The organism is Mucilaginibacter agri (assembly GCF_009928685.1).
Taxonomy (GTDB): domain Bacteria; phylum Bacteroidota; class Bacteroidia; order Sphingobacteriales; family Sphingobacteriaceae; genus Mucilaginibacter; species Mucilaginibacter agri.
Genome location: NZ_WWEO01000034.1, coordinates 1 through 25,927, shown reverse-complemented (window position 1 = coordinate 25,927; position 25,927 = coordinate 1). Strand labels below are relative to the sequence as shown.

The 25,927-nt window shown below is 44.3% G+C and carries 24 protein-coding genes and 1 pseudogene; 11 read left to right on the top strand and 14 right to left on the bottom strand.

Annotated features, from left to right (window positions below):
• Nucleotides 1-8 precede the first annotated feature (8 nt).
• From rseP to GSY63_RS25140, 13 genes are all read right to left on the bottom strand, one after another.
• Nucleotides 9-1,340: an RIP metalloprotease RseP gene (rseP, locus tag GSY63_RS01685; RefSeq protein WP_166584087.1), complete on the bottom strand. Its 1,332-nt coding sequence runs from the start codon at nt 1,338-1,340 to the stop codon at nt 9-11.
• Nucleotides 1,341-1,342: 2 nt separating this feature from the next.
• On the bottom strand, nt 1,343-1,816 hold the full coding sequence (locus GSY63_RS01680) for an MgtC/SapB family protein (RefSeq protein ID WP_166584086.1): 474 nt from the start codon (nt 1,814-1,816) through the stop codon (nt 1,343-1,345).
• 13 nt (nt 1,817-1,829) lie between these two features.
• Nucleotides 1,830-2,432: a hypothetical protein gene (locus tag GSY63_RS01675; RefSeq protein WP_166584085.1), complete on the bottom strand. Its 603-nt coding sequence runs from the start codon at nt 2,430-2,432 to the stop codon at nt 1,830-1,832.
• A 1-nt stretch (nt 2,433) separates the two neighbouring features.
• A complete protein-coding gene (locus GSY63_RS01670; protein WP_166584084.1) occupies nt 2,434-2,610 on the bottom strand; it encodes a DUF2188 domain-containing protein in 177 nt (58 codons plus the stop codon).
• A gap of 8 nt (nt 2,611-2,618) precedes the next feature.
• Nucleotides 2,619-3,308, bottom strand: a complete 690-nt coding sequence (locus GSY63_RS01665) for a DUF1345 domain-containing protein (protein ID WP_243749128.1) — start codon at nt 3,306-3,308, stop codon at nt 2,619-2,621.
• 7 nt (nt 3,309-3,315) lie between these two features.
• On the bottom strand, nt 3,316-4,041 hold the full coding sequence (locus tag GSY63_RS01660; protein WP_166584083.1) for a ZIP family metal transporter: 726 nt from the start codon (nt 4,039-4,041) through the stop codon (nt 3,316-3,318).
• Nucleotides 4,038-4,700 (bottom strand): hypothetical protein, encoded by a 663-nt coding sequence (locus GSY63_RS01655; RefSeq protein ID WP_166584082.1) that lies wholly within the window; start codon nt 4,698-4,700, stop codon nt 4,038-4,040. Before GSY63_RS01655 ends, GSY63_RS01660 begins: the two co-directional genes overlap by 4 nt.
• A gap of 1 nt (nt 4,701) precedes the next feature.
• On the bottom strand, nt 4,702-6,018 hold the full coding sequence (locus GSY63_RS01650; protein WP_166584081.1) for an Nramp family divalent metal transporter: 1,317 nt from the start codon (nt 6,016-6,018) through the stop codon (nt 4,702-4,704).
• On the bottom strand, nt 6,011-8,155 hold the full coding sequence (locus GSY63_RS01645) for a heavy metal translocating P-type ATPase (RefSeq protein WP_166584080.1): 2,145 nt from the start codon (nt 8,153-8,155) through the stop codon (nt 6,011-6,013). Before GSY63_RS01645 ends, GSY63_RS01650 begins: the two co-directional genes overlap by 8 nt.
• 42 nt (nt 8,156-8,197) lie before the next feature.
• Nucleotides 8,198-9,436: an efflux RND transporter periplasmic adaptor subunit gene (locus tag GSY63_RS01640; RefSeq protein ID WP_166584079.1), complete on the bottom strand. Its 1,239-nt coding sequence runs from the start codon at nt 9,434-9,436 to the stop codon at nt 8,198-8,200.
• An 8-nt stretch (nt 9,437-9,444) separates the two neighbouring features.
• Entirely contained in the window at nt 9,445-13,815 is a 4,371-nt protein-coding gene (locus GSY63_RS01635) for a CusA/CzcA family heavy metal efflux RND transporter (protein ID WP_166584078.1), read from the bottom strand.
• 6 nt (nt 13,816-13,821) lie between these two features.
• Entirely contained in the window at nt 13,822-14,007 is a 186-nt protein-coding gene (locus GSY63_RS01630) for a hypothetical protein (RefSeq protein ID WP_166584077.1), read from the bottom strand.
• Between the two features lie 65 nt (nt 14,008-14,072).
• Nucleotides 14,073-14,387, bottom strand: coding sequence for a DUF6660 family protein (locus GSY63_RS25140; protein WP_394367168.1), 315 nt, complete (start codon nt 14,385-14,387; stop codon nt 14,073-14,075).
• A 119-nt stretch (nt 14,388-14,506) separates the two neighbouring features.
• Between GSY63_RS25140 and GSY63_RS01625 the strand changes: the two genes are divergently transcribed.
• Nucleotides 14,507-14,725, top strand: coding sequence for a hypothetical protein (locus GSY63_RS01625; protein WP_166584076.1), 219 nt, complete (start codon nt 14,507-14,509; stop codon nt 14,723-14,725).
• A 28-nt stretch (nt 14,726-14,753) separates the two neighbouring features.
• Here GSY63_RS01625 and GSY63_RS01620 read toward each other — a convergent pair whose 3' ends face one another.
• Entirely contained in the window at nt 14,754-16,955 is a 2,202-nt protein-coding gene (locus GSY63_RS01620; RefSeq protein WP_166584075.1) for a helix-turn-helix domain-containing protein, read from the bottom strand.
• A gap of 135 nt (nt 16,956-17,090) precedes the next feature.
• Between GSY63_RS01620 and GSY63_RS01615 the strand changes: the two genes are divergently transcribed.
• From GSY63_RS01615 to GSY63_RS01570, 10 genes and pseudogenes are all read left to right on the top strand, one after another.
• Nucleotides 17,091-17,684, top strand: a complete 594-nt coding sequence (locus tag GSY63_RS01615; protein ID WP_166584074.1) for an RNA polymerase sigma factor — start codon at nt 17,091-17,093, stop codon at nt 17,682-17,684.
• A gap of 4 nt (nt 17,685-17,688) precedes the next feature.
• Nucleotides 17,689-18,282 carry a hypothetical protein gene (locus GSY63_RS01610; protein WP_166584073.1) on the top strand — a complete coding sequence of 198 codons (594 nt, stop codon included), beginning with the start codon at nt 17,689-17,691 and terminating at the stop codon, nt 18,280-18,282.
• Nucleotides 18,283-18,285: 3 nt separating this feature from the next.
• On the top strand, nt 18,286-19,281 hold the full coding sequence (locus tag GSY63_RS01605) for a PD-(D/E)XK nuclease family protein (RefSeq protein ID WP_166584072.1): 996 nt from the start codon (nt 18,286-18,288) through the stop codon (nt 19,279-19,281).
• A gap of 130 nt (nt 19,282-19,411) precedes the next feature.
• Entirely contained in the window at nt 19,412-21,622 is a 2,211-nt protein-coding gene (locus GSY63_RS01600) for an argonaute/piwi family protein (RefSeq protein ID WP_166584071.1), read from the top strand.
• A 12-nt stretch (nt 21,623-21,634) separates the two neighbouring features.
• Nucleotides 21,635-22,078: a hypothetical protein gene (locus GSY63_RS01595; RefSeq protein WP_166584070.1), complete on the top strand. Its 444-nt coding sequence runs from the start codon at nt 21,635-21,637 to the stop codon at nt 22,076-22,078.
• On the top strand, nt 22,075-23,205 hold the full coding sequence (locus GSY63_RS01590; protein WP_166584069.1) for a hypothetical protein: 1,131 nt from the start codon (nt 22,075-22,077) through the stop codon (nt 23,203-23,205). Before GSY63_RS01595 ends, GSY63_RS01590 begins: the two co-directional genes overlap by 4 nt.
• 51 nt (nt 23,206-23,256) lie before the next feature.
• A complete protein-coding gene (locus GSY63_RS01585; protein WP_166584068.1) occupies nt 23,257-23,520 on the top strand; it encodes a hypothetical protein in 264 nt (87 codons plus the stop codon).
• Nucleotides 23,520-23,807: a hypothetical protein gene (locus GSY63_RS01580; RefSeq protein ID WP_166584067.1), complete on the top strand. Its 288-nt coding sequence runs from the start codon at nt 23,520-23,522 to the stop codon at nt 23,805-23,807. The genes GSY63_RS01585 and GSY63_RS01580 overlap by 1 nt, the downstream gene beginning before the upstream one ends.
• Nucleotides 23,808-24,537: 730 nt before the next feature.
• Nucleotides 24,538-24,855, top strand: coding sequence for a single-stranded DNA-binding protein (locus GSY63_RS01575; RefSeq protein ID WP_166584066.1), 318 nt, complete (start codon nt 24,538-24,540; stop codon nt 24,853-24,855).
• 41 nt (nt 24,856-24,896) lie between these two features.
• Nucleotides 24,897-25,811: pseudogene (locus GSY63_RS01570) on the top strand (DUF932 domain-containing protein); the annotation flags it as partial.
• Nucleotides 25,812-25,927: the final 116 nt, after the last annotated feature.

Genomic DNA, 25,927 nt, shown 5'->3' with positions numbered 1-25,927 from the left:
TAATCAGGTTAGGTTATTGAACGAATATCATTGAAAAGAATATAAGCCGAAAGCAGAATAACAAACAACAGGCCTGACAGGTAAAACCCTGCCCAAAAGTTTCGGCTGGCTTTTTTTCCGGTTAATGCTTCCCAAAAAAGGACCGCCATAACTCCACCATCAAGGGGAGCCAGAGGAAGGAGGTTGATCAGGCCAAGTCCTGTCGATAATAAGGCGACCAAGCTCCAAAATCGTTTTCCATCGAAATGGCTGCTGAAAAGGCCGGCGATCCTTATAGGTCCAAGTAACCCATCCTTCACTTTAACTTCCCCTTTAACTATCTGGCTTAATCCTTTGGTGTTTTCACTGATGGTGTTCCAAACTTTGGACGAACCTGCAGTCAGGGATTGGCTGATATTAATACTTTCCGGTTTATAGGATGGCAGCTTGCTATCAAGACTAAAGCCAATATGACCATCCTTGTCACGATGGGCCAGCATGGTATTGGTTTTTCCATCATGAATGACCGTCAGATATAATTGCCGTTGCTTATTCTCCTTCAGACGGATGATAAAATCATTATAGGTTCGCACGGAATCACCATTCAATGCAATGATATGCGCATTTTTAAATGCAGTATTCTTCCGTAGATCGAGATTGGTATATACGGAATCGATTTTAAACCCTGCTTTAATGGAGAAGAACTGGGTTAAGCCTTTATCAGCTACCAGCTGCATGATCTTTGGGGAAACCGCTACATGCAAGTGCACCCTTTCGTTGCCATGTTTCCGAACAATGGAAAGTACCGTATTGCCATGCATTAAATGAGTACTAAGCAATTCGTCTTCATAAAGCAATGAATCGGCATTGATCGCGGTTACCTGATCTCCCGGCTGAAGGCCTGCTTGAATTCCGAGTTCCCCGGGAAGGATCGTAAAACTGCTGCCAAGACCTGTGATCTGATTTCGCCCGTAATACAAGAAAAGGCTGCAATAAATGACTAAGGCAAGCAAAAGATTCATCAAAATTCCGGCTGACATAACTATCATGCGCTGCCAAACCGGTTTTGAATAATAGCGTTGGGTCGTAGGGACGTTAACATCTTCATCCGGCTCATTCTCATCATCGGCGATAGTACCTATCATCCGTATATACCCGCCAATGGGTAACCAGCCAATTCCAAATTCGGTGCCTTTGTAATGAAAGCGAAACAGGCGCCAGCCGAAGGTGTCAAAAAACAAATAGAATTTTTTCACTTTTATGCCAATGGCTCTTGCAGCCAGGAAATGTCCCAATTCATGAACGGTCACCATTAACGAAATGCCCAGCATGAACTGGACGATCATGATTACTATTTCCATGGTTATTCCTCGTCGTTTTTTTCAGTTCCGTGTTTAGCGTGCATCTTTTTCTTCCAGTTAGTATACCAGCTTTGATGATGAAGCGCAAGTAATGCGTATAGTGCCCCTGTTGCTACAAAAGCGATGATCAGCATATTCATGCCTACTGCCACACCTATTCCGGCAGTGCACCAAATAGTAGCGGCTGTGGTTAACCCGTTTGAGCTATTGGTCACGTCATTTTTATAAATGATCCCCGCACCTAAAAACCCAATACCCACCAAAATATTTGCTATTATCCTGGATGCGGCAGCCAAATCACCCAAATGTTCACCAATCGCCGTGAATAATGTGGCACCCAGGCAAACCGCGGCGTAAGTCCGGATGCCGGCACTCCTGCCATGTTTTTCCCTGTCGAGGCCAACAACCCCACCAAGGAAAACGGCCAGTAATAATTTCAGGACGATTGTCCATTCGCTTTCAGTGTTTATTCCCATTTTAACTTTATAATTAGGTACTGGTCACCGTGATTACTGATGCCAGGCTTTGAACTGATTTTATTAAAATTGTATCATAGTAACCGGATGATTTGCTGCAGGAAATATGTATAAAAAGTTCATTTCCAAGTAAAAGCTCAGGTAGGTAAGGGGCTCTTTTTGCATTTAAAAATGACCGGATATCTTCCGTTGTTCCGGGTTTTAAAGCGAATATGCTAACGTGCGATGATTTGTCCCCAAAGGTATCTTCCGGAAAACTTCGCAAGGTCAACAGGTCCCTTAAAGGGAAGTAAGCGCTTTGCTCTTTAACCGAATTGCCGTTAGTCAACTTGTGCGAAAGACTAAACCCCAGGTCAGCACCCAGACCCTGAAAATCGTCTGCGATCACATTATAATGCCAATCCGTTGATTGAACTCCCGTAAGCACTTCCTTTAAGTAGGGCGAATACCGGGTCAGCACAAAACAGGACTTTCCCTCGGTCAGGCGGCTTGCTAAAAGCAGGTAATGATGAAAACTAATATGCGCGTTTTCGCCTTCCCGGCTTTCATCAGGCTGTTTTACAAATAGGTATTTGTTCAAGCCCTCCTCTGTAGATGCTTTAAATTCAATCTTCATATTACCCTTCCATTTCTAAAAACCATTCCTGCGCGCGTTTGATCGCCTCCGAAACAATATTCAATTCAGAGACAACTCTTTCATCTCTCAATTGGTTAGCGATCTCAATCGCCTTTTCCCTGACATGCGGTTCCAAGTCGTTCATTTCATAAGGGTAGTCTGCGTTCGTCCATTTCATAAGTTGATCTATTTTTGCATTAAGCCGGCAACGACATTAATGCTGAGTGCTACAATAATGGTATTAAACCCAAAGGAGAGCAGGCCATGCATAAGCGCCAGCCGTCTGATCCTTTTTGAGGTGATCTGCACATCGGAGACCTGGAAGGTCATACCGATCACAAAAGAAAAATAACAGAAGTCCAGATAATCGGGCTTATCCTCCTCCGGAAACTGCAACCCGCCGGGCTTAGGATTTTTTCCGTCGGCATCCTTATCGATATCGCAGTAAAAAAAATGCGCATACCTGAAGGTGAAGATGGTATGCACCAGCACCCAGGAGCTTACTACTGAAGCCAGTGACAATAATATTTGCCCGGTCATTTGCTCTTTATCCCCCGCAGCAGTGCTTTTCAGCAGGATCAGGATCGCAAAAAGGCTTGCCAGCGAGGCCAGCAACGCAAAACCAAAAACAAGTGTCCGGCTCGAATCCTGGTCATGTGCCTCACGGCTGATCTCTGCCGGGTGTATATTGAAAATGGTCAGGCCTGATAGCGTTAGTGACGTAGCGGCATAAGCCAGCCAGGTGATCATAAAATGAATAGGGCCGGAAAAACGGCCGATCAGCAGCATAAAAAATATGGCGGCCACTACCAGCGACACATATAGTTTGTGATGGGCATCCATCAGATAAATATTGAATTTATTTTTTTTCGCCATGATGTTGTTATATGACCATGCCCAGGATCATGAAAATTAAAAACCCGCCAAAGAATGCTCCGGTAAATATGGGAGAATCCCGTTCCTCATGCGCCTCTACCAGCAGTTCTTCTGTTACCAGGAATAAAAGAGCCGCTGAACCGAAGGAAAGGATCAGTTCCAGGACCTTGTCTCCTGCTGCATGTAATAATAATAAGCCGATCAGCGCACCGATGATGAACAGCACGCTTAAAACAAGCAGGATAATGGTGACCGTTTTCCTGGATAGGGCTGAACCCAGCAGGGTCGTTACGGTAGCCATTCCCAAGGAAAAACATTCCAGCGCTAATGCTAATGCCAGTAGAACACCCTCTTTGGCACCGGCCGCGAAACCTATTCCCAACAGGATACCATCCAGCAGCAGGTCAACTCCGATAGCGGTCAAGATACCCCACGGTAAGCCTTTAGCTTCTGAAGTTGCACTTTCTTTAACCGCTAATTTTTCCGTATAATGTTTGATCAGCAGCATGGCTGTAATGCCTGCGGTAAAGCCTATGATAATAGATTTGGCATCATGAATTTTGATCATGTCCGGTAATAGCTCAACGGCCACTACAGAGAAAACCACCCCCGCCGCAAAGTGAAGCACGAAGCTTTTCAGGGCTGAACCGGGCGGACGGTATAAGGCAATGAGCCCGCCGGAACAAAGCAGCAATACCGGAATGACGGAAAACAATATTTCTTTGGAAGTCATGATGCTATAAATTTGTTGATCGTTGATTCGTCGCTAAGCCTTTTAAACCAGGATTTGCAGAGCAATGCAGTCGCTACGCCGGCTACCATGCCCAGCAATAAAGTGACAGGCAGGTCGCCCCCGAGGTAGATCAGATTATAGATGATCACCAGGCTAAAAAGCAGCAACGCCGCTTTAATAACGGTAAACCTTCTGTCTAAAAACAGGGAAATGAAAATTGCTGCGCCAAAGGAAAGCGTCGCATTTATGCAGATCAGCGAACGGTCCATTGCCAGGCCACTGTAGTTATAGTGAAAGTTTGTACTACTTTCGGGTAAAAATCGTGAGCCCATTAAATTTAACAGCCAGGTGCAAAAACCGGCTATCAACAGATAGGCTGTGAAAAACAGGAAGGTTCTTAAGAATTTCACCCGGTCGAAACCAGCTAACAATAAGATCAGGCAACAATAGAACGGTATCCAGAAATAAAAACTGCCGATATGCGGAGATAGCGTATCCATTAAGGAAAACCGGGCATTATTGATAGCCGATCCTATATGTTGGTTAAACGCCGTTAACTGCGAGGTCACCGCCGTATTCGCCAGACAGGTAAAAGTGACCAGGCCTAAAAAAACCAGGCCAACTAATATAACGGGGAATTCCAGATTGATCGCTTTCATGTTATTTCCAGAATTGCAGGTAGATCAAAAATCCGGCACCTATGGTCATGACCAGCAGGCATAGTCCGCCCAGCGTATTCGACAGCCATTTATTCGTGTAATCACCCATAATGTCTTTGTTGTTGGCAATATGCAATACGATGGCAATGATGACCGGACAGGTGACTCCGTAAAGTATGGCGGTGTATAAAAGCGCATCGACCGGGTTGATCCCAAAATAATTAATGCTCAATCCCAGTAAAACGGAAACGATCAGGATCGCATAAAAGGCTTTTGCTTGTTTGAACTTCTTATCCAGACTGCCTTTCAGGCCAAATGTTTCTGTTACGATATAGGATAAGGAACCGCTCAATACGGGAATAGCCAGAAAACCCGTTCCAATGATGCCAACCGCGAACAGCAGGTAGGAGAGTTTGCCGGCCACCGGTTCGAGGGCTTTGGCCGCCTGTTCCACTGTAGCTATGTTTCTGACACCGTGACTATAAAGTGCCGTACCGGTAGCCAGGATCGTGAAAAACATGATCAGGTTAGACAGGAACATGCCGAGATTCACATCGATGCTCATCTTTTGGATCAGCATGGTCAGCAGGCGTTTTTCCCTTTTCTCCCCGTTATCCGGAAAATCATCGCTTAAGGTAAGTAATCGCTTATTGATCATGACTTGCCTTTTAACTGCTTTCACATCCTCGGCTTCCATGGCCGTTTGCCAGAAAAAAAGATAGGGAGAGATGGTGGTACCCAGGATAGCGACCAATACGCCAATGAAATCTTTATCCCATTTGATGGTAGGCACTACGGTCTGTTTTAACACCTCACCCCAGTCGGGTTTGGTAAAGAATGGTACCGCTATATAAAGCAGCAGCGTCAGGCACAGGTATTTTAATACCGCGGCTAACTTTTGATAAGGAAGGTAGACGATAAAGAACAGTAGCAGCCCTGTAAAAAGTATGCTAAAGTAAATTGGCGGCACGGAAGGCACCAACAAGTTCGCGACAGCACCCATAGCGGCAATATCCGCCCCGATGTTCAAAATAATGGCAGGTACGCTGAATATTACCATCAGGTAAAGCACCGGTTTGCCGTAATGCTGCTTCAGGGTGGTGGTCAGCCCGGCCGAAGTGATGAGACCGATCCGAGCGCACATTTCCTGGATAGCCGCCATAAGCGGAAAAGTGACCAGCACTGTCCAGAGTGTTGCCATGCCATATTTGGCACCCGCCTGAGAATAGGTGGCAATGCCTGACGGATCATCGTCACTTGCTCCTGTTACGATCCCGGGGCCTAAGGCACCAAAGAACTTTTTTACCTTTTTAAGCATCCTTTCGTTTTTTAGTCTTAGCTACATTTTTATGAGCGCTATCATAAGCCAGCAGGCGCAAAGCGTTAAACACTACCAACAGGGTAGAACCTTCATGCGCGATCACCGCCGGGCCGATCGAGGCTATACCTAATACGGTCAGCGGGATTAAAACCGCAACCATACCCAGGCTGATCCAAAGATTTTGTTTGATGATCCCTTTGGCCTTACGGCTCAATCCGATTGCAAACGGCAGGCTTTCCAGCTTGTCCCCCATCAGGGCGATATCCGCCGTTTCCAGTGCCACATCCGAACCGGCTGCGCCCATGGCGATACCGACGGTACTTTTAGCCATAGCCGGCGCGTCATTCACCCCGTCGCCGATCATGGCCACCATTTTTTCTGACTTGTCCAGCTTTTGAACAGCCTTCACTTTATCTTCCGGCATCAGGTCGCCCCAGGCTTCGGTAATGCCGATCTGTTTGGCGACCGCGTCTGCCACCTGCTGGTTATCGCCGGTCAGCATAACCATTTTCTTAATGCCCAGGCTGCTCAGTTCCGAAAGCACATGTTTGGCTTCCTTGCGCGGTACATCCATTAAGGACAGCAAGCCGATAAAATCCTTGTCCCGTTTGACCAGCATGGTCGTATGGCCTTCCTTTTCAAGATCTTCCACCTGTTTTAAAAGTCCATCAAGTATAGTTTTTTCGAACAGGGCTTTGTTGCCGATGAGCACTTTTTTACCGCCAACTTCGGCCTGAACACCTCGCCCGGTAATACCTTTTACATTATGCGCTTCCGGTATATGCGCTTTTTTTAACTTTTCCATGGCACCCAAAACGATGGCTTCGGCCAGCGGATGGTCGCTTAGCTTTTCGACCGCTACGGCCAGCGTCAGCAATTCTTCTTCCGTGATCTTATCGAAAGGCAGCGCGTTGGTCAACTGCGGTTTCCCTTCCGTTAAAGTACCGGTCTTGTCGAAAGCTATGGCATTCAGGGAACCAAGGTCCTCCAGAGGCCTGCCGCCTTTGATCAGTACACCACCACGGGCGGCGCGTGCAACCCCGGCGAGTACCGCACTTGGCGTTGATATGGCAAGTGCACAAGGACTGGCCGCAACCAGTACCGACATTGCGCGGTAAAAGCTCTTGGCAAAAGGCTCATCGATCACCAGATAGGCAAAGCACAAGGCTACTACCAGGATCAGTACCGCCGGTACAAAGAATTTCTCAAACTTATCGGTAAACAGTTGGGTCGGTGACTTTTGCTTTTCCGCCTCGTTCACCATTTTAACTAAACGGCTGATGGTAGAATCTTTGGCCTCTTTGATCACCTTGACCTCTAAAGCGGAAGCGCCGTTGATCGTACCCGCGAATACACGGTATTGTGGTTTGATACTGGCTTCATTACTGAAATCCTTACTGGCATCAGGTACCGGCGATTTGTCAACCGGCACACTTTCCCCGGTAATGGGGGCCTGGTTCACGCTTCCTTCGCCCTTGACCACGACGCCGTCGGCAGGTATTTTGCTGTTCGGTTTAATGATGATGATATCGCCTAATACCAGTTCCTCGATACGTACTTCCTCCTGTTTACCGTCTCTTGAAACGAGCGCGGTCGGCGGGGCAAGACTGGTCAGCGCCGCGATGGATTTGCGTGCTTTACCCATTGCATAATGCTCCAGGGAATGTCCGAGGCTGAAAAGGAACAGTAATAAAGCCCCCTCCACCCAGGCACCAAGTATCCCTGCACCGATGGCCGCGACAAGCATTAAAAAGTCGATTTCAAAACCGCCTTTAAGAATAGTTTCCACTGCTTCCTTGGCGGTAAAAAATCCGCCAAAGAAATAAGCGGTCAGATATAAGGCTAAGCTTAACCAGCTTGGCAGGCCACTGATAAAAGACAATCCCCAGCCAGCGCCAAGCGCAACGCCGCAAATAATGGCGAAGATCATCTCTGTGTTTTTCCCGAAGATCCCGCCATGCTCATGGTCGTGACCTTCTTCTTCCTCGTGGTCATCACCTTTATGTTCATTTCCGGTTTTTGGTTTGTCGTTTACTTCAGGCTCGCCCTTTTTTTTGCTGTCAGCAGCAGGGCCTGCTTTTTTCTTAACCGGTTGTTCCTTTACGGCCGGCGTTGCATTAACTTTCTTTTTCATAGTTTTTGGTATTAAGTATTTAAACAGGCCCATCATGGCGTTTTATTCTTCTTCTTCGCTGTTCTTCATTTTGGATAGCAGGTCATAAGCGCCTTTCATGACGATACGGCCCTTCAGGTCGAGATCCTGCGGTAACTGCACTTCTGTGAATCCACCATCAGAAATGCCGGTCGTCACTTCCACCATTTCAAAGTGAAAAGATTCCCCGGCCGCTTCTTTTACACTTTCGGGTTCATCCTTCTCATGCTGGTGACCACTGATCTTTTTAACAGGGGATTGCGCGAAAACATATTTTTTGCCCTGGTAATCGACTATCGCCGATTCCGGTAAAGCTGTTACCTGGCTGCTGCCGGTTTCGATAAACGCTTTCAGATAGGTTCCCGGAATGAATTTGATGCTGCCCTTGGCGATGGCATGTACCGTAACGGTTTTATCGGTGTTGATCTCGCGGCCAACCAGCTGCACGGTCGCAATACGATCAGTAGAATCATTGGATAGGTTGAATCTTACCCGTTGCCCGGGCTTAACCTTCTCCGCGTCTTTTTCAAAGACGTTCAGCTCTACGTGCAGATTGGAGCTGTTCACGATCTCGAACATCACATCGTTCGGGTTGATGAACTTGCCGGTATTAACATTGACCTTGGTTACATAGCCGCTGATCGGCGCATAGATATTGATGGAGCTACGGATATTTCCGGCAGCCAGGCTCTCCGGGCTGATATTGATCAGTCGCAGGCGTTGCTTTAAAGCGTTTTCCCGGGCCAGCATCGTCTGGTACTGGGCTTTGGCTTGCTGTAATACCTTCTGCGAGTTGACATTTTGCTTCGCTAATTCCTGCTGTCTTTTATATTCTGAATCACTAAGCTCCAGTTGGCTTTTGCTTTCCAGATAATCCTGTTGCAGCTGTACGTAGTCCTGGTTTTGCAATACGGCGATCACTTCACCTTTGTTCACGCTGCTGCCTTGTAATAAGGGTGTGGATTTAATGATCCCGCCCATTTGCGTAGTTACGCTAACCAGGTTCTGCGGCGGTACATCAATAAAGCCATTTACTTTTAAAAGCCCGGCAAGGCCTTTCAATTCTGTAGAGCCCATAGAGATGCCGATGGCCCGATACTGGGCGGCGGTAACTTCCACCGTGTTCTTATCTTCTTTGTGTGCGGTATCCGGTTTAGCCTTGGTCTCTGTATCTTCGGCCGGCTTGCTGCCGCAAGAACTGATCATAAATGGCAGGGCTAAAATGATAGCCAGTCTTCCTATGTTTTTAATGTTAATTTTCATGTCTTTGATTATAAACCGATAAGGTATTGTAGCGTGTAAACGGATTGATTGTACTGGTTAATAGCTTGCAGGTAATTGAACCTGATCTCAGAATAAGTACGCAGCGCCTGAGCGAATTCGATATAACCGATATCACCACTCTGGAAGGCAATCTGGCCTTGTTTCAGGATCAGATTGGTGTTAGGCAGGGCGCTTTTCTCGTAATATTCGATGCTTCGTGCATTCTTGATCACATCCTGATAAGCCTGCTGATACTGGCTTTGCAGATTGGTTTGGAAAAGGCTGTATTGTGATTCACTAACCTGCTTGTCGATCTTTGCCGCTTTTATCCGCGCCGCGTAGGGTTTAAAAAACAATGGTAGGGATATACCTGCCTGTACCCCCTGGAAACGGTTGGAACCGGAATAGTTGCGGTCCTGCCCGTTAACATTTTGGACGCCAATGATGGACTGGTTAAAATAACCGACCGTAAAGTCCGGACCTGATCGGGACTTTTCCAGGTTGATGTTCTTATCGGCAATGACTATCTGTTGCTTTTGATAAGCCAATAAGGGGTTTTTAACAATGCTGCTGTCGGCATACGGAATGGCCTCGGTCGTTTTAACGAATTGGCCGGGCGTAACGATAATACTATCCCGGGTATTCAGCAAGCGCCTCAGTTCCGACCTGGCCGCTACGATATCAGACTGATTTTTCATCATCTGATTTTTAACCTCGTTGTATTGCGTTTCAGCGGTCGTTTTTTCCAGCAGGTTCGTTTCACCGGTTTTATAGCGTAGCGCGGCCGCTTTTAGAAAAGCACTGTAGATCGAATCCTGGCTGAAATACAATTTCTGAAGGGCGACATAATAGGCCAGCTGTGTATAAGATTGCCTCACCTCGTAAGTCAGCTGGTTCTTGGTTACATTCAGGCCGATTTCCGCCGCCCCGATCCTGGCATTATAAACGTCGCGCTGATTTTTGTATAGACCGGGAAAAGGGATGTTTTGCTGGATACTGATATTGTTATCCCTTTTTACACTGTTGATCTGTCCGTACTGGATATTGAAGTCGGTTTTACCCAATTCCGTAGCGCTGCCCTTGAGCGCCTGCTGCTGGGTGATCTGTAAGCGGGATGACTGCACATTTTGATTATTGGTAACGGCAGTAGAAATGGCTTGCTGAATATTCAGCGGCTGAGCGGGAACTGTCTGCGCTTTGGCCGGCAAGCCAAATAAAACAAATAAAGCAATAACAGCAGCCGGAATGGCTTTGACCTTTTTGTCACGCCATTTTTCGAAATAGGTATATAACACGGGTAAAACGATTAATGTTAAGATGGTGGAAGTGATAAGTCCGCCGATCACGACGGTTGCCAGCGGTTTTTGAACCTCGGCACCTGCAGCGGTCGAAATGGCCATTGGCAGGAAACCAAGTGAAGCCACTGTGGCGGTCATTAATACTGGCCGCAGACGCACTTCAGTACCTTCCAAAACGATAGCTTTCAGGTCTTTTTTACCCGACTTTTTCAAGCGGTTAAATTCAGTGATCAGTACGATGCCGTTTAACACAGCAACCCCGAACAAGGCAATAAAGCCAACGCCGGCAGAAATACTGAAAGGCATGCCCCTCAGCAATAAAGCGAATACACCACCGATAGCAGCCATTGGAATGGCGGAGAAGATCAGCAAAGACTGGTTGAACGACCCGAAGGAGAAGTACAGCAATAAAATAATTAACAATAAGGCAACTGGTACGGCAACTGAAAGGCGCTTGGTCGCTTCTTTCAAATTCTCAAACTGCCCGCCATAGCTTACGTAATATCCCGGCGGGAATTTGATCTGCGCATTTAATTTCTGCTGAATCTCGGTTACCACGCTTTGAATATCACGGCCGCGTACGTTCAGGCCGACGATAATGCGTCTTTTGGTATCTTCCCGCTGGATCTGATTAGGGCCTATCTCGAAGGAAACGTCAGCCAGTTGTTCCAGGGGAACCTGGTTGCCGTTAGGAGCGGTCACATAAAGGTTTTTTACATCATTAATGCCCTGCCTGTTGGCCAGTGATAGTCGGACCACCATATCATAACGGCGCTCACCTTCATAAACCAATCCTGCCGATTGTCCGGCAAAAGCAGTATTGAGCGCCTGGTTAACCGTTCCGACACTTAAGCCGTATTGCGCGATCTTATCCCGGTTGATCTTGACCACGATCTGCGGTAAGCCGGTGGCCTGCTCTAAATAAATATCTTTAGCACCTTTTACCGAACCAACGATCTTGCCGATCTGTTTAGACAGATCCGTCAATGCATCGAGATCATCGCCAAATATTTTGATACCGATATCCTGGCGTACGCCGGAGATCAGCTCATTCGACCTCAACTGTATGGGCTGAGAAAAGCCAAAAGAAACACCGGGAACTTCTTCCAGGGCTTTGGCCATGAGGTTAGCCAGTTCTTCCCGGCTTTGCGTGGTTTTCCACTCCTTTTTATTCTTTAGTATTACCGTAAGGTCACAAGCGTCCATCGGCATCGGGTCAGTTGGGATTTCCGCTGCACCGATCTTTCCGATCACCTCCTTCACTTCGGGAAACCTTTTAACCAGTATTTGTGATGCCTGGTTGACCTTATCTATTGTTTGGGAAAGGGAGCTTCCGGTCAGCAAGCGGGTTTCCACAGCAAAGTCACCTTCTTCAAGCGTTGGGATAAACTCGCCGCCCATGCGGGTAAAAATGATAATGCTGACAACCAGCAAAGCCACCGCGCTGCCCACAACGATCAGGCGTCTATTTAGCGCGCCTTTGATCATAGGGAGATAACGGCGATGGATAGCATCCATCATCCGGTCGGAAAAATTTTTCTTATGGTTCTGATTTTTACTGAGGAACAAAGAAGATACCATCGGTACATAGGTCAAGGACAATAAGAATGCTCCCAAGATTGCAAAGGAAACGGTCTGCGCCATAGGGCCAAACATTTTGCCTTCAATCCCTACCAGCGCCAAAATCGGTAAATAAACGATCAGGATAATGATCTGGCCGAAAGCTGCAGCGCTCATCATCCGGCCGGCAGATTGTTCTACCTGCTCATCCATTTCCTTTTGGGTAAATGCCCTGCCGGGGTTATTGACCGCCAATAGGTGCATGGTCGCCTCGACGATAATGACCGCGCCATCGACAATGAGGCCGAAATCTATCGCGCCCAGGCTCATCAGGTTCCCTGAAACGCCGAATACGTTCATGAGACAAATTGCGAAAAGCATCGCCAACGGAATAACCGAAGCAACCACCAGGCCTGCTCGCAGATTACCCAGGAATATAACGAGTACGAAGATCACGATGAGCGCCCCTTCGATCAGGTTTTTGGCCACCGTGCCTATCGCGCGGTCAACTAATGCGCTGCGGTCAAGGAACGGCTCGACCGTCACGCCTTCAGGCAGCGTTTTATTAATGCGTTCGATCTTTTCTTTGACCTGTTTAACTACGTTGTTAGCGTTCGCTCCTTTAAGCATCATCACGATGCCGCCGACCGCTTCGCCTTCGCTGTTAACAGTTGACCTGGTAAGCGCGCCGTAACGGATGGAATTGCTAATGCCGACCGTCGCAATATCGCGGACCAGTACCGGCAATCCGTTCGTGTTATTTTTAACAACGATCTTGTTGATGTCGTCAATATTTCCCACAAATCCCTCGCTGCGAATAAAGTATGCGTTAGGTTTTTTATCAATATATGCGCCACCGGTGTTTTGGTTATTCTGCTCCAGCGCATTAAATACCTCGCTGATGCTCAGATTAAGGCTGCGCAGCTTGTCGGGGTCCAGTGCGATCTCGTATTGTTTCAGCAAACCGCCAAAACTATTTACCTCGGCTATACCGGGCGTGCCTAACAACTGGCGGCGAACGATCCAATCCTGTATGCTGCGCAGCTCGCGCGCGTCATATTTCTTTTCAAATCCCTCCTTCGCATGGATGACGTACTGGTAGATCTCGCCGAGCCCGGTGGAGATTGGTGAAATTTCAGGATTACCTAATCCGGCCGGTATATTGTTTTTTGCTTCAGACAGCTTTTCGTTAACCTGCTGCCTGGCCCAGTAGATATCCACGTCATCGTGGAAGACAATGGTCACCACTGAAAGTCCGAAGCGGGAAAGTGAACGAACCTGCTCGATGCGGGGAATGGTCGCCATTGTTTGCTCAACCGGGTAAGAGATCAGCCGTTCCACTTCCTGGGTAGCAAGTGAAGGACTTAAAGTGATCACCTGTACCTGGTTATTCGTGATATCCGGAACGGCGTCTATAGGTAGCTGCTTGAGGGAATAGATCCCCCAGCCGATCAGTGCGAGCGTAAACAGCCCGATGACCAGCTTATTGTTGATGGAAAAATTGATGATCTTATTTAACATGTGAATTTAGTGCTTGGTTACCACGTGGTAATACTTCATAGCCATACCGATCATTGCCAATATCAGGGCGGTCACGACGATGATCATACCGATGATACGGGTAATGCGCATCCATGCAGGTTTAGGTTTAACCTTACGGTTATAGTAAACAACACGATGCTTGTTCGGGAGGGCTCTTTTTTTTCGAGCCATACCTGATGAAATAAAAATTAATTAAAATGCTTTAACATGCTGAAAAGCATGCTTACGAAAGGGTATTAAGCAATTAATTTCGGCGGTTGCCAGATAACTAAATTCCTGTTCTTGATTTTGGAAGTTTGTAATTCCGGGTAGGAATTGTCCACTTCTAATGGTATTGAAAATAATAGGGGTCTGATCGCGGTAAGCGAGGGAGTGTTGCAACAAGAGCAATGGCAAAATGGGGAGCAGGCGTCCTGTACAGGATTTGATCCATGGTGTGCCGCTTCTACAGCATATTTGGTATACGACTTAGCCACGGCATTACTGTCCTTGCAGGGCATCAGGCCCAGCGAAAGAACGATTATACACATGATTAAACTAAACAACCTCATTGCGTCAAAACTACGTAACAATTTTAAGAATTGCAACATTCCCATTTGAGCAATTTTCGCGCCAATTAATTGAATCACAGTAAATAGCTATTATCTTTAAATAGACGTATCTTAGAACTATGGATGAACTCAAGGTTTACCTGGCGATATGCCTTTTTGCGCTATTGGTCAGTGGTGCAATTCGGATCATCTATAAATTATGCGGTAAAGGTGATTTGTCGCATGAAAAAGAACATGACCTGGGCAACTACATTAAAATTTCCATCCTGATCATATTGGGCTTAGTCATGTTATATTTATCCTATTCAGGCTGGACAGCCGATGGTTTAAATGGTTAAATCGGTTATCGTATATTGTCAGACAGGACTAAGAATTGCGTATTACATGATTTATGGCAGCTCGCAATTCAAAAAAGCTATAGGCATTTCCAACTGTGACCCTCAATTCGTTGATATCAACATTGCCATTTGCAATCAGCGGCAGGAGAAAAGATATTTTTTCTTCGGGTAATACTTCCTGCAATTTTATCGCTCCGGCTTTGATCAATTCGGTAATGTGGCTTTCGATCACGTGTATGGCTAATTGCCGCTTGGCTGCTATTTCCGGTATCGTCAACTGGTTCCGAAAGTACTCCAGCGATTTTAACTGAGTCGCTTGTTTGGAATTTAGCTTATGCTTAACTGGAGCTTTGATTGCTTGCGGCGGACCGGGCGCTGGTCTTTTAGCGTTTTCATAGTTCAACAAAAGATTTTCAACGTCAATTCCGTTCAATAGTCCTTTGGCAAGTTCTTCCGCTGCGGATAAATCTACTTTTTTACGATAAATCAGATCGTCCATTTTAGTCAATGATTGAAGAAACTCTTTTTGATCTTTATCCGACGCGGCACTTGAAAGAACTGCACTTACCAGTGGGCTTAATTTGTTGTCAAGCACCCCGGTAAAATAATCGCGTGCCGCTTTAACTCGCTGAAATAAAAATGAATAGTCAACTATTGCAACAGCGGTCAGGTCGCTAAGTTGGCGTATAAGCTTTAAAGAAATTTCCTGTTGTTGTGCAACTAGCTGATCAATTTCTTCCGTTTTTACCAGTTTTTCAAATTTATTAGCAATGCGCCAGCTATCGACTTGCCGAATAATGAGTCGAATGTGATCGCTAATAAAATTCCAGTTAAAACAATTCATCAACAGTTCAAAAATATAACGGCTGGTCTCTTGCTGAAGTAACGATTCTGGAAAGGAGCTCTTTTCGCATTCCTTGATATAATTGACGACCGTTTCGTTTTGCTTTAGAATATCCTTTGATAAAGGAGAAGCTAAATATAATCCTTCAAAATTTGTCAGCCGGCTCAGTGCAACATAGACCTGTCCTTCTGAAAATGAATCTGCAGCATCGATAACTGCCTGGTCAAAAGATAAGCCCTGGCTTTTATGAATGGTTACCGCCCAGGCCAGGCGTATTGGGAATTGTTTTAATTCACCGACCATGGTGGTCGTCGCCTTTTCATTTTCAAAACCATAAGCGATGTTCTTCCAGGTTTCTTTCTGGATCATTACCGGCTCAATGCTATCGGAGAAAATTAAAGAAATTCCCTCTTCAGAGATCTTGTGAACCTGACCTATCTTGCCGTTATAATATCGTTTCTTTTTGCTCGGGTCATTTTTGGTTACCATGACCTGTGCGCCGGGCTTTATATGCAGAACCGCCTCTCCCGGAAAGTTTTTATGGTCAAACTTACCGGTCACCTGCGCCGGAAAGCTATAGGCCTCTCCCCCCAATTCCAACAGCTTCCGGGCGTTGATTTCGTCAACCTTGCTGATATGTGATGTCAGTGTTATGAATTGCTTTTTTGAATTTTCGGAAGGAAGGAAAATTTTCCTGTTTAGCTCATCGAGATCCTTTTGTTCAATTTCATTGTGCCTTATTTTATTGAGCAGTTCGATAAAATGCAGGTCGCTTTGCCTGTATACTTTATGCAGTTCTATATAGACCACATCGGACTGCCTTACCGCATTTGAATCGAAGAAATAAGGGGACGGATAAAAGGCCGAAAATGCAACCTCCTCTTTACTGCCCAATACCGGGGAAAGTTGAAACAGGTCACCAATGAACAATACCTGTAAGCCTCCGAAGGGAGTTGTTAGCTCACTTCGTAATTGTCTTAACAAAAGATCGATCATATCAAGTAGGTCTGCCCGCAACATCGACACTTCATCAATGACCAGCAACTCGAGATTTTTCAGTAACTCCAATTTTGCGGTTGAGTACGATGCACTTTTCAAAACATGCTGCTGGGTAATGATATTCACCAGCGGCTGTTTAGTCGCTGACTCTGGCAGGAAAAGGGCGTTTGGAAGGTTAAAAAGAGAATGTAAGGTAACGCCACCTGCATTCAGCGCAGCAATACCTGTCGGTGCCGCGATAACGAAACTTTTTTGGGTGCTTGTTTTTAATTGTCGTAAAAAGGTAGTCTTGCCGGTTCCTGCTTTCCCCGTCAAAAAAATATTCCGGTTCGTCTGGTTTATATATTTTTCTACGAGCTTTAATTCTTTATTTTCGGTTTCCTCCATAACAGTTCTAAATATAAGGCTTATTCTTATCTACATTCCAAACGGCCGACAATCTGATTAACTAAGCGAAGATCGTATCTTTATTTTATCAGTTACACGTTCGGTAACCTGATTGCATATATATAAGTAAGAGCTATGATAGATTACAAAGACATAATGCAGCTGATCATTAATCAAGACCCCAAAGGCCTTGAAGAATTGTATGACACCTACGGTAAAAAGTTTTATACCTATTGTGCTCGCAACTGGCATTTATCAGAAGATGAGGCCTGGGAGGTTATCTACAAAACGCTGGAAACATTGATCCTCAAGCTGTCTCATTATGAGTTTGAATCAAAACAGCATTTTGATAACTTTCTGTACAAAGTGCTGACTAATTTTTTGCGGCAATACTTTAGGAAGAACCGCAGTCAAAGCGAGCATGAAATAGAGTATGTCGATCTGACCAACAGTGAAGAAAACACCAAGGAGATCATTCAACATATTAATCAGGTTTCTTTCGCGGACTATTACCGGTCCGAATATATCGACAGCCCGGAATTGCTCCACTTAAATGAAGCATTGGACCAGCTGGATCCGGTAGATAAGGATATTTTGCTTTTACGGGCCCAAAATTACACTTATGAAGAAATATCAGATTTCCTCGGAATTGAAAACAAACAGTTAAAAGTGACCCATCACCGGGCTAAGAAAAAATTGATCGATAAACTAATTGCAAAACAACTATAAAGCCATGAACAACCGCATTGATATTACGGATGAAGCCTTACGGATATATTATCTGGAAAGCGCAAAAGAGGCTAGTGATCCTATTGCTGAACGGGAAATCAGCCATATCCTTTTACTACAACCTAGTGAAACGCTTAGCCTTGACCATGAAAAAAGTCTTATGGAGAGATTACGCGGTGTGTTGGTCAACATGTCTTTAGGGCAATTGATACAGGACAAAATGCAACAGGCTGCGATATCGGAAGAATCACTCGCGGAAACCTCGAATTTGCCGGTGGACATGGTAAAAGAAATTACAGAAGATAAAATTTATGCAAATAATATTCCGGTCGTGATACTGAAGGACCTATTGAAAGTGCTAAAAATCTCCTTTGAGAAGGCTGAACGTGCGATTCATAAAACCTATGATATCCTGCAACAGCAGAATTTAGAAAAAAGCAACTTTTCTGCGTTCAATCCATCGTTTCGCAAGAGCGTTTATATTTCAAAGGATATGATTTCTGATATTGCCCCTAAAACGGATGGCAAAGAATTATTTGAAAATAAACTTGCCATGGAAAAATATCTTAACCGCCTACGTCAACTTTTAAGTGAGTAAGAAATGAGTGTGAAATGGGCTTATACCACTGTAAATACCTGGAGGGAATGTAACCGGAAATATTACTTCGCTTCCATTTTAGCTAATCATAACCGAAAACATTTGATCAGACGAAAGGCTTATGAACTTGGCACTATGCAGAACCTGACGATGTGGAAAGGCAGCGTGGTCGATAAGTTTTTAGAATTGATCATTATACCAAAGATAGCGGAAAAGCAGGAGCTCAATTTTCAAAACCTGTCAGAACAAGCGGTCGAATTTGCACAAAAGCAATTCCGCTTTTCTGAGAATAAACTTTATCAGAACCCTGAAATAAAAAAGGGTAATATGGAAAGTGAATATTGTATCCTTGACATTCATGAGACCGGCCAGCCATTCACCGAGCAGGAGGTTGAAGAATGTTATGATGATATCCGAAAAGCGGTCATAAATATTCCGGAGATCATCTTGATGGACGGGCGCTATCTGATCGATATTTTAAAAGAGGCCAACTGGATCAAACCGAATGTAGAAGACAGGTTGGTCTATGTTGGCAATGCCATCGTTAAACCACAAATGGATTTATTGGCTTCCTATGACTGGAAGCCAATGATCATCGACTGGAAAATGTCTGATAGCATGGTTTCGGACTACGCGAGACAGTTACAGATCAGTGGTTTAACGATCTATAAAAAACGACTTGATACGCCAGGTAAACCCGCATATTTATTTGAAGACATTAAACTCTTTGAAGTCAACCTCTTAAAGGGGTCGTCGAAACAACATGATTTTACCGAAGAGATATACAATACGATCATAGATTATATTACACTCACGAGCAGAGACATCGCGCTGATGACCGGTGACGATATCGAATTAGAGGATTTTGAACTGACAAATAACCAGGTTTCCTGCAAGAACTGCAATTTCAGATTGTTGTGCGGGTATTTAATTAAAAATAATAATACATACGATGAAGGATCATATCTTAAATCTGTACCGAGTAGACAACTTGTCTGATCTGGACTTTTCTTACAAATTAATAGAGTTTGACCTGTCATTTATTGCAGGAAAAGACGAATTGGTTAATAAGCAATTACAAAAGATAGCCGAAGAGGTATCTTCTGTAACCAAAGGACCTTCGGCTATATTGAAAAGGAATCAAAAGTTTTTTGTCGCAGTCCCCGCTGATAAGCAAATGGAAGACCGGAATGTAGATGGCGTTCCTTTTAGTATTCCAATAAAATTGCTTCCAGAAATTTATCAGATCGACTCCACAAATATTCAGGGTCATCAGCTGGACGTTGTTTATAAATTTCTTGATTATGAGATCAGGCGGCAGCTAGGGCAGCATCGTGATCTTTGGAAATTAAATACCCATCAGTTTTTTTTAAAGGAACCTATTAAAGGTATTCAGGGAGCTATAAATGTTTTTGAGGGCTTCACTTATAAATTAGCACGATTGGCTGACGGGCACTTTTATGTGGCTTTGGACCTTTCTACTAAATACATTGACAAGCATTGTCTTTCGCATTATATCAATGAGGGGAACGTAAGGACTTTTGAAAATAATTACAAAGGTAAGCGATTCTTATATCTGAACGGCGACAATTGGTATACGATCGAACTGCTTGGCTTTGGCAAAACCATTAAAGAACAGGATTTTATACGCGATGGGTCAACTTTCAACGTATTAAATTATATCACCGAGAAAATAGAAAATAGCAGAGCCGACTTAAAAAGGTATGTGAAACCTGATGATCTTTCGATGTCATATACCTATCCGGGAAGAACAATGGACCCTCACAGTGGAGCAACATCACTGGCAAGGATGCTTTACAGCACCAAAGATGAAAGAGTTAAGTCTTTGCATTATTTATCGATCAAAGACCCTTCGAGAAGATTCGAGGCGATTAACAATTACATCAGCTCTTATTTCAAAAATTTAAAGTTCAATTCCGGAAAATTAGTGATCAGCAATGAACCACTGGTTGAGAAGATCAAAAACTTTTGGATACCTGAATTATTATTTCATAATAATCAAAGGTTGAAGATCACCGGGTTCAATTCTGGTATGCGGGATTTTGCTTATCAAAGGAAGCAACTGATCAAAAACAACGGAGTTATCAACCGTACATCTTTTGACGCCCAGTACCTTTTGGTCCCGGATGAAAAATATATTGATATCAATCTGGTCGAAGCTTTTAAAAATAACGCAGAGTTTTTAATCAAAAAACTAGCTCCCGCATTTGATAAATTTACGATAATCCGATACCCGGTTAAAAGTTGCACTTCTGCAACGGTTCAGATTCAGGAAATAGAGAAAGCGCTCCAGCGTCATCAGGCAACTCAAGGTTTCGCACTGGTCATATTACCGGACCTGGATGCTTTTTCCCAATCGTTTTTAAAGACGTTTCATGAACTGCTGAAAAGTAAATTCTATCCCAATTTAAAGGTACAATGTGCTTCTGCCCATAATATCAGTTCTTTTTTTAAACCATTCTCCTCCTCGGGTAAAAACAGTTTGGTAGAGTATAGAGTGGTGGAAGCGCTGAAAGGGCGTTTCAGTTCTTATTTATTTTATCTGGTCCTGGAACACCTGATCGTAAACAGAAAGTGGCCTTATGCGCTTGCAAAAAACTTATTTTACGATATCTACATCGGTATAGATGTACATGACCGTCATGCAGGTTTTACATTTTTCTTTAAAAATGGGGAGCAAATCATCTTTCATCCTGAAGAAGTTCCACAGAAGACCAATTCTCAGCGTGTGGAAAAAGTACGTGCGAAAACCCTGAATAAGGTGATTTATGAAAAGCTAAAATTATACATCCCGCTTTTCGCACCTAACCCCAATGGAATTGTTATCATACGCGATGGTAGAAGTTTCGGCGTAGAATTCAAAGCGCTGCAATCAGCGGTTAATACGCTGGTCTCTGAAGGGATACTTCAAAAAGATACTGTAAAATATGGTGTGGTCGACCTGCATAAGCAAAGCTCGGTACCGATCAGGATCGCCGCAAAAACGAATAGCTATGACCGGCTTGAAAACCCGGTTGCCGGCTCCTATAAACTAATGTCACCAACTGAAGGATTTATTTTTAGTACCGGCTACCCTTTTCAGATCAAAGGCACTTCAAGACCTTTGAATTTATCCATGAAAGAAGGTGACCTTGATTTTATGAAGGTAATGGAAGATATTTTTTGTCAGATCATGTTAGCGTTCTCAGCACCGGATAAGAGTAATTTTCTGCCGGTCATTATTAAGCTGATTGATACCTTGCTCGAACCGCTTACCTCAACCAGAGAGGTCAATGAAGAAGACGAGGAAGACGAAGAAGAATTAATGGACATCAATTAAAATTCAACTATCATGAGTGATGTAAGTATTTTGTCGAACCAGTACAACCAACTGGTCGCAACTTCGGACAAGGTGAATAATTCGGTCATAACTTTTAAAAAAGAACACCTGCTCGCGGATGAAAGTAACCGTAGGAAATATCCCAAATTGGCCGTGTCAGCTGAAGAACACGCAGAAGCTAAGAAAACGCTGACCGCATTTTTAGATAATATCAAAAAGATAATGGACGAGAACGAATTAAAGTCTGACTTTATTCCTTCATTGATCATTCTTGACTATAAAGACCGGTTATCAAAATATCATGACCTCAACAGCGCTTTGCCAAACCTGATAAATCAGGTATCCAATGATAAGCCCATACAAAGCAAAGATCTGATTATCCTTGATGATTTATTGACTGTTCTTGACAGCGAGCGGAGTTCATTGTTCAGAAAACTAAGAAAAGGTCGCGGATGATTTCTTTTTTAAAAGGATTGTTTTTTGACCAGGCATCTAAAATTTCAAAAATGATGGAAGAATTGGATGCGTCAACGATTTCACCCGAAATCGATGAACCTTTTTTGCAAAAAACAAAGGATCTTTTACATGAGCTTTTTCAGGAGATTCAGCACCTGATCAGCTCAGGCGATCTTGATATCGAATCTTTAGCCTCCAATAACATCATACGTTATAACACCATTCACGAGAAGATCCTAAATATTGAATTATTCAGATTTTTGGTAATCATCAATTATGATGAAGCCGAAGTATATTTCAAGAAAAAGATCACCAAGATCTATGATGAGATCAATTGCTTTTTTCAGAACCCGCCGATCATAACGACCATCAGCAATTCTGATGATTACTTCTGGGCCTTTCCTGGCTATGATATTATTGCGGTGCCTAATGGGGAACAACGTAACCTGCTAAATCTACCTGACCTTTACCACGAAATGGGTCACCTGTTTTTTAGCCAGTACGAAAAATTCCTGATCGGAAAGATCAACAGGTCGATTGAGGCTTTTTATAACAGAGAAATTATCCGGGTTGATAGTGAACAGCGCGCACAAACCTTAAAAACGTTTTACCGCGAAAAGCTTGTCAGGTGGGCCAGTGTCTGGGTAATGGAGTTTTCGTGCGATTTGATAGCTACCTATCTTGTCGGTCCTGCATACGCCTGGACAAATCTTAAGATATGTACGCTGAGCAGCGGACATTCCAGTATATATAACGATTCAGCCAAACACCCTTCCGATGAAGCCAGGATGCGGGCGATCTGCTACCTACTTAACAAAATGGGACATACGGCCGAAGTCATAGAGATCAATGCTTCATGGGATAGATTTTTGAAAGCAACTAACAATCCTATCCCTGCCAATTACGCAGATATATTTCCACAAGATCTACTGAATGAACTCGCTGAAAACGTATTCGAAGGATGCAAAAAAATCGATCTGAGAACCTATGCGGACCAGATAGCGAAATATGACCAGCCCATATCCAGGGTTTTGAATGATGCCTGGACAAAACTTTTCACCTCGCCCGATGATTTTGCGACGTGGGAGCGGTCAAAGATCGAAGAAATCAATACTTTACTGCGATGAATGAAATCAATTTTTTTTATAGTACTTTAGAGAGACCAATCCTATGAGATCATGAGCACCGAGCCTAAAAATGAAAAACGAATACTTGATGCAATAGAAAGTTTACCAGCCGCCCAATGGTATAAAATAGAGGATATTGCCCAAAGATCAAAGTTAAGCAATCCGGAGATTTATGAAGTCATCAACAGCTCGGATGACTTTGTATCGTCGACAGATGATCATATGCAGCCCGTAGTAACGACCAGGGACCGTTTCCGCAAGACCGAGCCGTTTTTCAGAAAAATAGTTGGCGCATTTAAAAACCGGATAGATTAATGGAAGCTATCATTCTTGCAGCATTAGGCAGCACATGTATCCAGCTTTTGAACTTATTAGAATTAAGTAAAGTACCAAAAAGCAGGCGACCCGATTTTAAAGATATCGCTTATTGGTTACCTTATATCATCAATCCTTTATTTGGGGCACTCATCGGCTACGCGTATTTTGACGGACAGGTACATGTTAACAAATTGCTGGCCATTCACATCGGAGCCTCAGCACCGTTAATCATTAGAAGTATGTCCAGTGTTATTCCTTCTGTCATTAAATCTGATACCAAATAACCGGGATCATAAAAATCACCTCAATACCAACGGCAAAGTCTAAACTTCGACGTAATACTTATTTGTCTTAGAAGTTAAGCCTACATTATTTCCTGTTTTCGGTCCCCTTTGGGCCCTGCTCTACGCTATATCTTTTTCAAAGGATGCCGCTGCGATCACTGACCGGAGGCTTCGCCATTTTCGCTTCGCTGCAAACTGCGCGCCCGATCCGTAAAAAAGCAAGGTTAAGTCTTCACTCTATGAAGGACTCCGCCGATCAGGCTACATTAGGCTTTCCCTTGCATTTTCGATTTATAAAAAAAACCGTCCCCGCTTTTCGCAATTGACATGACTTGATTTCAACAGGAACGGGCAAAAGCAGTCTATGATCCTACGGACGCCTCGGCCGGCAACGGTAGCCGGCTGGGCGGACGCCTTTTCCCCGCATCAAATACGGGCCACCCCGCAGCGCACTAAAGATTCTTCGAGGGATAGCAATCGCGGACACTACAAGGAGCGTTCATTTAGCCTTTGCTTGAGGCAAATTTATACCTCTTCGGCAAGCAAGGCCAGGCTTCGTGACCGAAAAAATCTCCACACCTCCGCTGCGCTCCGGGTAGTATTTTTTCTATGTCAGCCTTGCATGCCAGCCCCCCGCGCAAATTTTCTGCCTCTATCAAAGGCCAAATGAATTTTAAAAACTAATGGTCATTGAGCGAAACAGAATATTTAACCATAAAAAAAAGTAGTCATGGAAATCACAGGAAGATTGGTAGCAGACGCTACCGTAAGAGCAGTAAACGAGGACAAAAAAGTAACAGGCTTCAGGGTTGCGGTCAACCGTACCTACCAGTCACAGGGCGAACGCAAGGAAGAAACCGCCTTTATTGAGTGTACCTACTGGCGCACCGATGCCATAGCGCCCTACCTGACCAAAGGCATGTTGGTGCAATTAAGCGGATTTATGACCGCTCAACCTTGGGTTAGCCGTGACGGCGAGCCTATGGCAAGCCTGCAATTCCGCACCGAGCAGATACAAATGCTGACCAAATCAGCCAAAGCCAATTAAACCGTAGCACAGGAATTTATAAACTTTTAAATATTAAGAAAATGGCGCATAATCTTTTTTATAACGAGCAGACAGGAAAACACAGTTTTTTTAGCGTAAAGGAAAAAGCATGGCATGGATTAGGGCAGGTTGTGGAAGATTACCCGACCAGTGCCGAGGCCATCCGCTATGCGGGTTTAGATTATATGGTAGAAAAAAGGCCGTTGTTCACTAATTCATTACCGAATGAGTTAAATGAAATGGCGGAAAGTATCGACTTTCCTAAAATTAATGTACCTAACTATTTCGCTACCGTTCGCACCGATAACAGTACTGTTTTGGGTGTGGTGGGTAAGGATTACGAGGTGGTACAAAATGCCGATGCCTTTCAATTCTTTGATGCCATAGTAGGGGGTGAAACGGGTATCAAATACGAGACCGCAGGCGCATTGGGTAAAGGAGAGCGGATATTTATCACCGCCAAATTACCCGATTTTATCAAGGTTGGCAAACAGGATTTAATAGAACAATACCTGTTTTTAACTACCTCCCACGATGGGTTCGGCAGTATAACCGCAGCATTTACACCAATTCGTATCGTTTGCAACAATACGCTCAATGCCGCCCTGCGCAACCGCACCACCGCTATTAAGATTAGGCATACCGCCTCGGCTAATGACCGCCTGAAACAGGCGCATACCTTAATGGGCATTTCCCATAAAATGGGCGAGGAATTACAGGAACTGTTTAATTACTAGACAAATGTTCGCATTACGGATAAGCAGGTGAAAAAACTGATACAGGTTGCTATGGCTCCAAATAAGGAAGTGATACAAAACTTGGAATTGGGTTTACTGGATAAGCTGTCCACCACCTACACGAACATTGTAGATAATGCCTTTGCTTATGCAATGGGTAACGAAACCCAACAAATGGAAACCACCGCAGGCACTTTGTTCGGTGCTTATAATGCCATCATTATGGAAAGTAAAAGATTATGTAAAGCAACATCATAAAAGGGGTTAAACCTGTGCGTTTAGCCGTCTACTTTACAATATCACTTTACATAATAATGCGGCTATTTTTTAAGGTT

Bases quoted from the DNA above. Each gene is read 5' to 3' on its own strand.
- rseP (WP_166584087.1), bottom strand. From the start codon at position 1,340: ATGGAAATAGTAATCATGATCGTCCAGTTCATGCTGGGCATTTCGTTA.
- GSY63_RS01680 (WP_166584086.1), bottom strand. From the start codon at position 1,816: ATGGGAATAAACACTGAAAGCGAATGGACAATCGTCCTGAAATTATTA.
- GSY63_RS01675 (WP_166584085.1), bottom strand. From the start codon at position 2,432: ATGAAGATTGAATTTAAAGCATCTACAGAGGAGGGCTTGAACAAATAC.
- GSY63_RS01670 (WP_166584084.1), bottom strand. From the start codon at position 2,610: ATGAAATGGACGAACGCAGACTACCCTTATGAAATGAACGACTTGGAA.
- GSY63_RS01665 (WP_243749128.1), bottom strand. From the start codon at position 3,308: ATGGCGAAAAAAAATAAATTCAATATTTATCTGATGGATGCCCATCAC.
- GSY63_RS01660 (WP_166584083.1), bottom strand. From the start codon at position 4,041: ATGACTTCCAAAGAAATATTGTTTTCCGTCATTCCGGTATTGCTGCTT.
- GSY63_RS01655 (WP_166584082.1), bottom strand. From the start codon at position 4,700: ATGAAAGCGATCAATCTGGAATTCCCCGTTATATTAGTTGGCCTGGTT.
- GSY63_RS01650 (WP_166584081.1), bottom strand. From the start codon at position 6,018: ATGCTTAAAAAGGTAAAAAAGTTCTTTGGTGCCTTAGGCCCCGGGATC.
- GSY63_RS01645 (WP_166584080.1), bottom strand. From the start codon at position 8,155: ATGAAAAAGAAAGTTAATGCAACGCCGGCCGTAAAGGAACAACCGGTT.
- GSY63_RS01640 (WP_166584079.1), bottom strand. From the start codon at position 9,436: ATGAAAATTAACATTAAAAACATAGGAAGACTGGCTATCATTTTAGCC.
- GSY63_RS01635 (WP_166584078.1), bottom strand. From the start codon at position 13,815: ATGTTAAATAAGATCATCAATTTTTCCATCAACAATAAGCTGGTCATC.
- GSY63_RS01630 (WP_166584077.1), bottom strand. From the start codon at position 14,007: ATGGCTCGAAAAAAAAGAGCCCTCCCGAACAAGCATCGTGTTGTTTAC.
- GSY63_RS25140 (WP_394367168.1), bottom strand. From the start codon at position 14,387: ATGAGGTTGTTTAGTTTAATCATGTGTATAATCGTTCTTTCGCTGGGC.
- GSY63_RS01625 (WP_166584076.1), top strand. From the start codon at position 14,507: ATGGATGAACTCAAGGTTTACCTGGCGATATGCCTTTTTGCGCTATTG.
- GSY63_RS01620 (WP_166584075.1), bottom strand. From the start codon at position 16,955: ATGGAGGAAACCGAAAATAAAGAATTAAAGCTCGTAGAAAAATATATA.
- GSY63_RS01615 (WP_166584074.1), top strand. From the start codon at position 17,091: ATGATAGATTACAAAGACATAATGCAGCTGATCATTAATCAAGACCCC.
- GSY63_RS01610 (WP_166584073.1), top strand. From the start codon at position 17,689: ATGAACAACCGCATTGATATTACGGATGAAGCCTTACGGATATATTAT.
- GSY63_RS01605 (WP_166584072.1), top strand. From the start codon at position 18,286: ATGAGTGTGAAATGGGCTTATACCACTGTAAATACCTGGAGGGAATGT.
- GSY63_RS01595 (WP_166584070.1), top strand. From the start codon at position 21,635: ATGAGTGATGTAAGTATTTTGTCGAACCAGTACAACCAACTGGTCGCA.
- GSY63_RS01590 (WP_166584069.1), top strand. From the start codon at position 22,075: ATGATTTCTTTTTTAAAAGGATTGTTTTTTGACCAGGCATCTAAAATT.
- GSY63_RS01585 (WP_166584068.1), top strand. From the start codon at position 23,257: ATGAGCACCGAGCCTAAAAATGAAAAACGAATACTTGATGCAATAGAA.
- GSY63_RS01580 (WP_166584067.1), top strand. From the start codon at position 23,520: ATGGAAGCTATCATTCTTGCAGCATTAGGCAGCACATGTATCCAGCTT.
- GSY63_RS01575 (WP_166584066.1), top strand. From the start codon at position 24,538: ATGGAAATCACAGGAAGATTGGTAGCAGACGCTACCGTAAGAGCAGTA.